Source organism: Candidatus Rokuibacteriota bacterium, from assembly GCA_030647435.1.
Lineage (GTDB): Bacteria > Methylomirabilota > Methylomirabilia > Rokubacteriales > CSP1-6 > AR37.
This window is the reverse complement of sequence record JAUSJX010000051.1, coordinates 1-10,413: the sequence shown is the minus strand read 5'-3', so window position 1 is coordinate 10,413 and position 10,413 is coordinate 1. Positions and strand designations below refer to the sequence as shown.

The 10,413-nt window shown below is 66.6% G+C and carries 10 protein-coding genes and 1 pseudogene; 6 read left to right on the top strand and 5 right to left on the bottom strand.

The window, feature by feature from the left end:
- Positions 1–114: 114 nt before the first annotated feature.
- The 3 genes and pseudogenes from Q7W02_09465 to Q7W02_09455 form a co-directional block, all read right to left on the bottom strand.
- The gene (locus Q7W02_09465) at positions 115–1,062 is read right to left on the bottom strand and encodes an ABC transporter substrate-binding protein (protein ID MDO8476403.1); all 948 of its coding nucleotides are present in this window, start codon (positions 1,060–1,062) and stop codon (positions 115–117) included.
- Positions 1,063–1,228: 166 nt separating this feature from the next.
- Positions 1,229–2,593 (bottom strand): annotated as a pseudogene (locus Q7W02_09460) (acetamidase/formamidase family protein).
- 272 nt (positions 2,594–2,865) lie between these two features.
- A complete protein-coding gene (locus tag Q7W02_09455) occupies positions 2,866–3,183 on the bottom strand; it encodes an XRE family transcriptional regulator (GenBank protein ID MDO8476402.1) in 318 nt (105 codons plus the stop codon).
- Positions 3,184–4,132: 949 nt separating this feature from the next.
- On the opposite strand from Q7W02_09455, the gene Q7W02_09450 reads away from it, so the two are divergent.
- Genes Q7W02_09450 through Q7W02_09435 form a run of 4 tightly spaced genes read left to right on the top strand, consistent with a single transcriptional unit; the run spans position 4,133 to position 7,539 of the window.
- A complete protein-coding gene (locus Q7W02_09450) occupies positions 4,133–4,597 on the top strand; it encodes a TIGR03618 family F420-dependent PPOX class oxidoreductase (GenBank protein ID MDO8476401.1) in 465 nt (154 codons plus the stop codon).
- A gap of 8 nt (positions 4,598–4,605) precedes the next feature.
- Complete coding sequence (locus tag Q7W02_09445; protein MDO8476400.1) at positions 4,606–5,481, top strand: sulfurtransferase; 876 nt, start codon at positions 4,606–4,608, stop codon at positions 5,479–5,481.
- A 4-nt stretch (positions 5,482–5,485) separates the two neighbouring features.
- A complete protein-coding gene (locus Q7W02_09440) occupies positions 5,486–5,968 on the top strand; it encodes a nuclear transport factor 2 family protein (protein ID MDO8476399.1) in 483 nt (160 codons plus the stop codon).
- Between the two features lie 17 nt (positions 5,969–5,985).
- Positions 5,986–7,539: an AMP-binding protein gene (locus Q7W02_09435; GenBank protein ID MDO8476398.1), complete on the top strand. Its 1,554-nt coding sequence runs from the start codon at positions 5,986–5,988 to the stop codon at positions 7,537–7,539.
- Between the two features lie 49 nt (positions 7,540–7,588).
- Here the strand turns inward: Q7W02_09435 and Q7W02_09430 are convergent, their stop codons facing one another.
- Both Q7W02_09430 and Q7W02_09425 read right to left on the bottom strand, forming a co-directional pair.
- Positions 7,589–8,476, bottom strand: a complete 888-nt coding sequence (locus Q7W02_09430; protein ID MDO8476397.1) for a radical SAM protein — start codon at positions 8,474–8,476, stop codon at positions 7,589–7,591.
- Positions 8,477–8,570: 94 nt separating this feature from the next.
- Positions 8,571–8,807, bottom strand: a complete 237-nt coding sequence (locus tag Q7W02_09425; GenBank protein MDO8476396.1) for a hypothetical protein — start codon at positions 8,805–8,807, stop codon at positions 8,571–8,573.
- Between the two features lie 122 nt (positions 8,808–8,929).
- Between Q7W02_09425 and Q7W02_09420 the strand changes: the two genes are divergently transcribed.
- Positions 8,930–9,796 (top strand): aldo/keto reductase, encoded by an 867-nt coding sequence (locus tag Q7W02_09420; GenBank protein MDO8476395.1) that lies wholly within the window; start codon positions 8,930–8,932, stop codon positions 9,794–9,796.
- Between the two features lie 169 nt (positions 9,797–9,965).
- Positions 9,966–10,413, top strand: a 448-nt coding sequence (locus Q7W02_09415) for a carboxymuconolactone decarboxylase family protein (GenBank protein ID MDO8476394.1), incomplete at its 3' end; no start/stop codon positions are given.

The following is a 10,413-nucleotide window of genomic DNA, read 5'->3' as shown; positions in this document are numbered from 1 at the left end:
ATCCTTTCGATGGCTTCGTCGGTGGGCTTCAGAGTCTTGGTTTCCCTCCACCCTGCCACCCAAGTTACGGGGCTCTGGCTCTTACCCCGGCGGGACTGCCTCCCGCTGAACACGTCAGCTTTCTCTGGACGCACGGTTGATGACCAGCTCGAATCTGGTGGGCTCTTCTACAGGTAGGTCGCCTGGCCGGGCTCCATTCGCGATCTTGTCGACGTAGGCGCCGACATGGCGCGCGAGATCCGGCAGACTCGGGCCAAACTCCATGAGGCCGCCCCCTTCGACCCCCCGCCCCAGTTCGAAGACCGCAGGCAGCCGGGTGCGAGCCGCGAACTCGACGATCCGAGGCAAGTCGTTGCCCCGCATGGGGCCGAAGAGGACGATGAGCCCACCGGAACGCTCCCGGCCAATTGCCGCAAACGCCGAGTCGAAATCGTCGGAGCTTGAGACGCGGACGGACTGCACGGTCACCCCGCGACTCGGCGCCGCCATCTCGATCTGCTGAAAGCCGAGCGCCATCGATTTGAAGCTCGAGTTCCAGAGCACCGCCACGCGCGAGAGCTTCGGCACTGCCTCCTGGAGGAGCTGCACGCGCTTGGCGCTGATCTCGGCAGCGTTCACGCTCAGGCCAGTGATGTTGCCTCCGGGGTGCGCCAGACTGGCGACGATGCCAACGGCCACCGGATCGCCGACGCCGACCATCACGATCGGAATGGTCTTCGTGGCCTCCCGGGCGGCCAACGTCGGCGCCGTGCCCAAAGTGACCAGGACATCGACCTTGAGCCGTACGAGCTCGGCGGCGAGCTCAGGCAGCCGCTCCGGATTCCCCTGGGCGCTTCGGATTTCGAGTGTGTAGTTACGCCCCGGCTCGTACCAGTTCGCGCGCAGACCTTCCACCAGTGCGCGATCAACGGGATTCGAAACCGGATCGAACTTCGGGCTCACAACGTAAAGCAGCCCGATGCGCAGAACCTTGCCTGGCGGAGGCGCGGCCGTTGCCGACGGCGGTGCCGTGATGATGGCAAGCAGCACGGCCAGTACGAGTGCGAGCGGCCTAGTGGTCACAAGGTATCTCCTCCCGACATTGCGATAGAACACCGCGACCTTATGCGACGAGACAGTGAACGTCAAGCGCGCCGCGGGTTCCCGGATCGCGGACCCCACCAAAAGAACATCGGGCGCTCCCGATGCCCCAAGAGCGCCCGATCGTCAGAAGGAAGTCGGCTCCCTCCTAGGCGCCTGCGAACAGGCTCTTCTTGATGATGGCGTGGACGCCCCAATTGCCGTCCACCACCTGCGTCACGCCGAAGTCCACGGCGACGGACATCAGCGAGATCGCTTCGTCCTCGCTCAGGCCCTTGGTCGTCATCAGGAAGTGCCGCATCTTCCGGAACGCATCGCGCATCGCCAAGTCGATCGAGGATTTGCCGTAGATCTGGCTCTGCGCGTCTGGTCCGAGCTCCGCGAGGTAGTTCGCATAGCTGAACCCGTGCAGGACCCACTCGTCCTGGGTCTCCAGCAGCGGATAGTTGAGCCCCGCCAGTGCGGTACCCGTCAGGCTGTCGCGCTTGTGCACGATGAGCTGAAAGGTGCCGGTGAGCGAGCACTCGATGGCGGTGCCGCAGAGCTCGGAGTCGCCCTGCGAGGCGTGGGAGTCTCCAGCGGAGAGCAACGCCCCCTTGACCGCAACCGGATAGTACATCGTGGCCCCCTTGCCGATCCGCCAGTCGTCGATGTTGCCTCCGGTGTAGCTGGGCGGAATGGAGTCCACCATGTCGGCCTCGGCGGGTGCCAAGCCGAGCACGCCGAAGTGAGGCCGGACGGGCACTCGGATGTTCTTGAGCACGCCTGGGTTCTCTTGCACCGTGCGATGGTCGACCGGGACACCGGGGTAGTCGATGGTCTTGTGGACCACACCGAAGGGATCCGTCTGCGGCGTCCAGCGGAAGTTGTAGACCGCCTTCGCCCAGTTCCGCTCGCCGCTCGCATCGACTTCGTAGATGGTGATCACCTCGCGCGGCTTGGGATCCGTCAGGAGGTCCTTGTAATGGAAACCCCACCAGGCGGCGGCGTTGCTCCCGAAGCTCTTGCCCTTGTACTGCGGATTGGCGCACGGCCTCGGCCGGACGTCGATGATCCGGACCTCGAGGATGTCCCCAGGCTCCGCCTCGCGGACCGCGACCGGCCCCGTGCAGATGTGGACGCCGAGGCCTTCGCCCGCACCCCGACCGAAGAGCGTCGGCTTCATCGGGCCCGCTCCGCGGCGGTCCACGCCCTTGCGCTGCGTGTCCCAGTAGAAGACGCTCTCCGCGCCCGCATCGCCCTTCACCATTCGGTCGGCGTCGTCGTTGGCGTGATGCGTGAGCGCCTCGATCGTGACGAAGTCGCCGGAGCGCACCTCGACCTGGGGCTTGAGCAACTTGCTGAAATATCCCCAGTGCACCGTCTTGTCGGTCGCGGGAACGTAGTAGTGGTTCTTGGTTCCCGGCACCATCCCGGGCTGCGCCTGGGCCGTCGTCACCGACGAGAGTCCGGCCGCCGCGAACGACGCCGCCGCACCGCCGGCCGCCAAGGCCCCCTTCAGAAAGCCGCGGCGTCCTTCGTTCACCCGGTTGCCGGCACCATCACGTTCGCCGTCGCTCGGGGCACCCTCACCACTCCCACCGTGAGTCATACTCGCCATGGGTTCTCCCTTCTGTGCGTAACGCCTGTAATGAAGAGTTGTTGGGAATCGCCACAGCGTCGTTGCTGGCCTGTGCCCTACGGTGGGCAACTCTGCGATCCTTCGTGGAGTCGCGAGCTCAGGGAACCATACCAGAGCAGTCCGGGCTACTCAAGGACCCCGGCGGGCCCATTTTCACTCTGCCATCATCCTACGTGCTGCGCCCGTCGCCCGCTCGGCACGAATCGCACCTCGAGGCGCGCGCCCGCGGCCGCCGCGATCTTCGCGAGCGTTGCCACGGTGTACCCGCGATAGGTGCTCTGCTCCATGCGGGCGATCGCAGACTGGTGCGTCCCGATCTTCCTTGCGAGCTGGGCCTGGCTCAACTCGCCCTTTTCTCTGAGTTTGAGAATCTGATTCGCCAGCTGCAGACGCGTCAGCTCTCGCTGGAATCGTGCGTTCAGCTCGCGATTGCCTCGCAGCTCTTCGTGGATCTCGTCCATCAGTGTCTTGCGCTTCGCCATAGCAGCTCCTCCGTGTCTCGCCTGAATACAACCCCTTCGTTTACTCCGGCTTCCGTCCCTTCGCGACCTCCAAGTCCCGTGCCCGAATCTGCTCCGTCCGCTTGACGAAAGCGTGAAGCAGCAGGACCCTCCGCCCCGGCCGGAAGCAGTAGAGGATTCGGAACGGCCCTTCGGGGTGCGCGATCCGAATCTCAAAAAGCCCATCTCCCAACGCTCGCGATCTCGGCAACTGCAGCCGATTGCCCTCCGTCGCCAGCATATCGAGCGCCGCGTACACCTTTGCCTTCGCGGGCGCCGTGAGCCCATCGAGGAAGGCCTTGACGGGTCGGGTCCCGTGCGGGCCCCGATAGTCATCGACCCTCCACCGCGAACTCACGGGTCTATAATAACAAACATGTTATGCCCGTCAAGATGGTAATCCGCCGCCTGAAGCAAATCAGGCGCTCCGGAGAAACTCCGGAGCGCCTGATTTGCATGGTGAGCCGTGGAGGACTCGAACCTCCGACTCGCTGATTAAGAGTGACCCCCAAGGCATATCCACCGAGACCCACGACGATCTCAACCCCGATGATTCCGAGAGTGAGGGCTGAACGATGCTGCGGGTGGATCACCACGGCTCGGGATGGATTGGTAGCATCGCGGTAGCAGGTGTCCGCTATCATGGCGCTACCAGAAGGCTATCGGGTCCAGCGCAGAGCGCCGGTCTTCATGTAGATTCGGGATTGCGCCATGCGTACGCGATCTGCTCTCGGAGAATCTCGAGCGCTTCATCGGTCCCGTCCTTTCGTGTGATGGACCGTTGAATGCGCCAGCTTACTCTAGGTTCTGGCTGTCGTCGTTTTCGGGGGAGACGTCAGTCCACGGAACGATACGGCTGGCCCCGAGGTTCGGGGGTAGAATGCGCCCCGAGCCGGTCGACGCCGCGCCACCCTCATGAAGGAGCGTACCGATGCCGAGAGAAGCCGAGCTGGCTCCCCAAATCGAGCAGTTCATCCATGACAACCCGCAGGGCGTGCTGACCTCGTTCAGGCGGAACGGCCTGCCCCAGCTCAGCATTGTCACCGTGTACCCCCGAGAGGGCGGGGTGGGCATCTCCATCACGGAGACCCGGATGAAGTTCAAAAATCTGCTCCGCGACCCCCGCTGCTCGGTGCTGATCTCGCACGCCGATTGGTGGTCGGGGTTCTTGGTGTTCGAGGGCAAGGCGGAGCTCACCCACTCCGGCAACACCGACCCCGAGACACTCCGCAGGGCCCGCCGACACATCTTCAGCGCCACCACGCGCCGGCGCAGCGCGGACTGGGACGAGTACGACCGGATCACGGAGGCCGACAAGCGCGTCGCGATGGTCCTGCGGCCCGACCATGTGTACGGCACCGCCCTGGCCCGCATGCGTGAGGCGCTGAAGAAATAGAGGCGACCATGCGGGAACCAGAGGCCCTGATCAGCACCGAGCAACTCGCCGCCGCCGTCGGCCGGACCGACGTGAGGATCTACGACTGCACGACCTATCTCGAGCCGCCGCCACCCGGCACCGACGATCCATACGTGGTCGTCCCCGGCCTCAAGACGTTCGAGGAGGCGCACATCCCCGGTGCCGACTTCCTGGACCTGCAGGGCGAGTTCGCCGACGGGACGGCGCGGCTCCGCTTCATGATGCCGGCGCCGGCGCAGCTCGAGGCGGCGTTCGGCCGTCACGGCCTGGGGGCGGGCGTCCGCGTGGTGCTCTACAGCATCGGCACCCCGATGTGGGCGACGCGCTTCTGGTGGATGCTGAAGTCGCTCGGCTTCGACGCCGCGGCAGTTCTGGACGGAGGCGTCGACAAGTGGAAGGCCGAGGGGCGCCCGACGGAGGGCGGCCCGGCCAGGGGCTATCCACCCGCCCGCTTCGCCGCCCGTCCTCGCCCCGGCTTCTTCGTCGACAAGCGCGTCGTCCTCGCCGCCACCGACGATCCTGCGACGGTGGTGGTCAACGCGCTCGGACCGCAGTTCCACCGCGGCCTGGAGCCCAGTCGCTACGGCCGCCCCGGCCGGGTGCCGGGCAGCGTCAACATCCCCGCCGCGACGCTGCTGAACCCGGCGACGAAGGGCTTCGCGTCGCTCGCGGACGCCCAGGCCGCGTTCGCCGCGCAGGGCGTCACCCCGGACAAGCGCGTGATCGCCTACTGCGGTGGGGGCATCGCCGCCACCGTCGACCTGTTCGTCCTGCACCAGCTCGGCTACGACCACCTAACGCTGTACGACGCCTCGATGGGCGAGTGGGCGAGGGATCCGTCGCTGCCGATCGAGACCGACTGACGCCATGGCCGACCCGCTGAAGTCCGCGCTCGACCGGATGGAGCTGAACGAGCTGATGAATCGCTACGCCGCCAGCATCGACCTGCGCGACTGGACGCGGCTCCGGAGCGTGTTCGTCGACGGTGAGATCGAGGCGGACTTCACCAGCATGGGCGTGAAGCAGGTGTTCCGCGGCCCCGCCGAGGCGTGGGTCGACCTGGTGCGCCAGACGATCACCGGCTTCGACGCCACCCAGCACTTCTTCGCCAACCACTCCGCCGAGATCGACAGCGACCGGGCGGTGGACACGCGCTACATGCAGGCCCGCCACCAGCTCGGCGACGCCCACTACACCATCGGCGGCTACTACACCGGGCAGATGCTGCGCACGGCGGCCGGCTGGCGCGTGGCGCGCTACACGCTGACGGTCACGTTCACCGACGGCGAGCGGCGGCTGATGGGCATCGCGTACCGGAAATCGACGGCGCGCCGTCAAGTAGACACTTGAAAAGAGGAGGGTTCGCGATGGCCGACGTCACCCTGGCGCAGATGGCTGGACGGAGCTCGGTCGGGAGCCTTTTCGGCGACTGCGCACGGCGCTACCCGGATCGACCCGCGGTGGAGACGGCCGGACGTGCTCGCACCTACCGCGAGCTCAACGACCGCGTGAATCGCGCCGTGGCGATGCTGCGCGACTTCGAGGTCGCGCGGGGAGACCGGGTCGCCATCCTCTCGGAGAACCGACCCGAGTACCTCGAGCTCGAGCTGGCCTGCGCGAAGCTCGGAGCGATCCTGGCCTGTCAGAACTGGCGGCTCGCGCCGCCCGAGCTCCGGCACTGTATCCGGCTGGTCTCGCCGAAGCTGGTCGCCGTCTCCGAGCGCCACGCCGGGCTGCTCGCCCGGGCCGAGGTCGGCGCCATCGCCACCCTGCGGCTCGAGGCCGACTACGACGAGCGGCTCGCCAGGGCCGAGCCCCGCGAGCCCGAGATCGTGGCCGAGCCAGAGGACGGACTCCTCATCCTCTACACGAGCGGCACCACCGGGCTGCCGAAGGGGGCCGTGATCTCCCATCGAGCGGAGCTAGCTCGGTATCTCGTGTTCTATGCGGAGCTCGGCATGCGCCCCGACGACACGACCGTCGCCTGGGCTCCGTTCTTCCACATGGCGGCCACGGAGCCGGCCCTGGCGACGCTCGTCGTGGGCGGTAAGGTCATCGTGGTCGACGGCTTCCGACCCGACGAGATCGCGCTCCACGTCGGCCGCGAGCAGCTCGGACATCTCCTCCTCATGCCGGGCATGATCGAGCCGCTGATCGGCGAGATGAAACGGCACGCCGTCCGGCCGGCAGGGGTCCGGCTCTGCGGCGCCATGGCCGATCTGGTCCCCGCGCATCAGATCGCGGAGGTCACGGCACTCCTCGGCGCCCCCTACCTCAACTCGTTCGGCTCCACGGAGACGGGCATTCCGCCCGCCTCCGGAAACGTCATCGCGGTTGGCGAGGTGCCGGCGCGGCTGTCGAAGCGACAGAACGCCTTTTGCGAGATCCAGCTCGTCGACGGAGAGGACCGCGAGGTCCCGGTGGGCGCCCCGGGGGAGCTCGCCTTCCGGGGGCCGACGCTTTTCAGCGGCTACTGGAACGCCCCGGAAACCAACGCCACGGAGTTCCGTGGCGGCTGGTTCCACATGGGCGACATGTTCGTGCGAAATGCCGACGGTTCGCTGGATTTCGTGGACCGCCTCAAATACATGATCAAATCCGGCGGCGAGAACATCTACCCAGCCGAGATCGAGCGCGTCCTGCTTGCCGATCCGAGCGTGGCCGACGCCGTGGTCGTCCGCCGGCCCGATCCGACGTGGGGTGAAGTGCCGGTCGCGGTCGTCGCGCGCAAGGACGAGGCGCTCACGAGCGCGCGGCTGCTCGCCCGCTGTCGGGCCGAGCTCGCGGGCTACAAGCAGCCGAAGGACTTCGTGTTCGTGACACTCGCGGAGCTCCCCCGCAGCACGACTGGCAAGATCCAGCGCCACGAGGTCGAAGCCTGGTTGAGGAGCCGCGAGGCGGACAGAGCTCTCGAGAAATAGCGACGCCAGCAGTGTGCTGCCTGCAGGCACTCCCCCTTGATGGTTCGGCTCACAGCCCGAGCCCCACCAGCTGCTCGGTGGGCGGGCGAAATGCCGTGATGGGCCACTCCAGGGCTTCATCGATCTCGGCCAGCAACGCGGGCTTGTCGTCCGGGATCGGCCCGCGAACGTCGAGGAAGTTCGAGACATGGTCCGAGAACAACGTCGTGGGACCTTCGAGGGTCTCGATCAGCAGGCGGGTTTCTTGGAGCGCCTGGTGCGCCGTCAACAGGGTGAGCCCTCCGTCACGCCACCGGTCGTGCCAGGGCGTGCCGGGATGCGGCACGAAGGTCCGCAAGCGGACGAACGTCGGTGGCGCCTGATTGAGGACCTCGGCGCTGCCAAGGGCGTGCTCGCGCCACCGCTCGGCACCCGCCACGCCCACCATGAGGTAGACGGAGAGCTCGATTCCGGCGCGCATCACGTGACCGTAGGCCTCGACGGCAGCTTCCGGCGTCACGCCCTTCTTGATGGCGTCCAAGGTCGCCGCGTCGCCCGACTCCAGGCCCGAATGGATGCGCGTGATGCCCGCCGCTGCCACCCGGCGCCACTGCTCCAAGCTCTTCTTGACCAGGAACTTCGCCGAACCGTACATCGTGATGCGCTCGAGCTGCGGAAACCGGGACTTGGCCGCCTCGCCGATGGCCACCAGCTTCTCGGTGGGCAGAACGGCCGTGTTGCCGTCGGCCAGGAAAATGGTCCGGACCCGGTGCGGGCCATATCGCTGGAGGGCGATGTCGAGGTCTTCGATGACCTCTTCCAGCGGCCGCACCCGGAACCTGCGCTCCTTGTACATGCCACAGAACGCGCACTTGTTGTGCGGACACCCCAGGGTGGCCTGGAGGATGAGTGATCCAGCCTCACTCGGGGGTCGATACACGACGCCTTCGTAGCGCACGCTCGCCTCCCTCGGCCCGCACCCTCTCGTTCCACGGGGCGGATCAGCGTCCGACTCCACTCTGCTCGATCGTGCACCGACGATACCGGCCCGGTCAAGGGCGCGGCCCTTCTTTCGACGGGCGCGCCATGAACCATCGGATCGCGTGGCCCTCGGAAAGCCCGTGACCGCGCACGTCATAGGTCATGATGCGCCGGGATCGTGAGAGCGCGCGAACCTGCGGATCCCAGCTGCGCACTCCACAGGCGAAGCCGTGCGCGAGCACGAGCGGGGCTCCCGAGCCGGTCACCTCGTAGTAGAGGCGGACCCCATTGGCGGATGCGATGGGCATGGCGGGGCGAGAATGCTGTCTAATCACCTCAGGCCACAAGAGCCGTCTTCGGCTACTATCTGGCAGACGAAGAGCCCACGCATCGTGAGGATCCCACTCGCTCACATTCGAGGAGAGATGAGATGGAACAGCGGCGCCTTGGACGGACCGGGCATATGAGCAGCGTGGTGACATTCGGCGCCGCCGGCATCGGACGGGTACAGCAGGAGGTGGCGGACCGGGCGATCGCGGACGCCCTTGCTCACGGCGTCAATCATATCGACGTCGCGCCCCGCTACGGCGACGCGGAACTGCGGCTCAAGCCGTGGATGCCGAAAATCCGGAAGGACATCTTTCTCGGCTGCAAGACGATTGAGAGAACGCGCGAGGCCGCGAAGGCGGAGCTCGGCCGATCACTGGAGAGGCTGGGCACGGATCGGCTCGATCTCTATCAGCTCCACTCCGTGGGAAAGCCGGCCGATCTCGACGCCTGCACGGCCAAAGGCGGGGCGCTCGAAGCCCTCGTCGAGGCCCGGGAGAAGGGGCTGGCGCGTTGGCTCGGCATCACGGGGCACACGCACGATGCCCCGCGCACACACCTCGAGGCCCTCAGGCGCTTCGACTTCGACACCGTGATGTTCCCGTTGAATTTCGTGCTCTGGTCCATTCCCGAGTATCGGCGGAGCGTAGAGACCCTGCTGGAGGTCTGCGGGAGGCGGGACGTGGGTGTGCACATCATCAAGACCGTAGCCAAGGACCCGTGGGGAGGGCACACAAAGACCCATACCACGTGGTACGAGCCGTTCACCGAGGAAGCCATCATCGATAGGGCGGTGGCCTTTGTGCTGTCGAAGCCGGTGACGACGCTGTGCAGCGTGGGCGACGTCACGGTATTGCCGAAGGTGCTCGCGGCCGCGGACCGGTTCAGGCCCCTCAACCATGCCGAGGAGGAAGAGCTGCTGGCGACAGCGACCCAGTACCACTCGCCTTTCGTGGGCGAGTGGGCGTGAGCTGAGGCCGTCGGTCAGACTGGTCACCGTGCTACGGTCCCGACGAACTTCTGGAGGGAGCCCATGAGCCACGATCTCGTGATCCGAGGCGGGGCGCAACACTCGAGGACACCCAGCGGCGCGTCAGCGCACATACCCGATGGTGAGCTAGTCAACGTGGAGACCACAGATGGCAAGGCTACCGTCCATCACCAGCAAGGACCAGGTCCCTCCCAAAGACCACGCGATCGTGGACGGTATCGTCCAGAGCCGTGGCGCGTTGCAGGGGCCGTTCACGATGTTCCTCCACTGCCCGGAGCTGGCCGGCCGCCTCGCGCATCTGGGCGCCTTCGTCCGCTTCGAGGGCTCGCTCGACATGCGGGTGCGCGTGCTCGCGGCGATGACCGTGGCGCGGGAGCTCGACGCGGTCTACGTGTGGGGCGCGCAGACGGGGGGCGCCCGACGGCTCGGCGTGTCGGAGACCACCATCACGGCCATCCGCGAGAAGCACGCGCGCGGCATCCCGCCGGAGGACGCCCAGATCGTGGAGTTCACGCGCGAGCTCATCCGCAAGCATCGGGTTGACGACGCGACGTTCAAGGCGCTCCGGACACGGCTCGGCGATGACGGACTCATCC

Coding starts and splice junctions, on each gene's coding strand:
- Q7W02_09455 (MDO8476402.1), bottom strand. CDS start 3,183: ATGGCGAAGCGCAAGACACTGATGGACGAGATCCACGAAGAGCTGCGA.
- Q7W02_09450 (MDO8476401.1), top strand. CDS start 4,133: ATGCCGAGAGAAGCCGAGCTGGCTCCCCAAATCGAGCAGTTCATCCAT.
- Q7W02_09445 (MDO8476400.1), top strand. CDS start 4,606: ATGCGGGAACCAGAGGCCCTGATCAGCACCGAGCAACTCGCCGCCGCC.
- Q7W02_09440 (MDO8476399.1), top strand. CDS start 5,486: ATGGCCGACCCGCTGAAGTCCGCGCTCGACCGGATGGAGCTGAACGAG.
- Q7W02_09435 (MDO8476398.1), top strand. CDS start 5,986: ATGGCCGACGTCACCCTGGCGCAGATGGCTGGACGGAGCTCGGTCGGG.
- Q7W02_09425 (MDO8476396.1), bottom strand. CDS start 8,807: ATGCCCATCGCATCCGCCAATGGGGTCCGCCTCTACTACGAGGTGACC.
- Q7W02_09420 (MDO8476395.1), top strand. CDS start 8,930: ATGGAACAGCGGCGCCTTGGACGGACCGGGCATATGAGCAGCGTGGTG.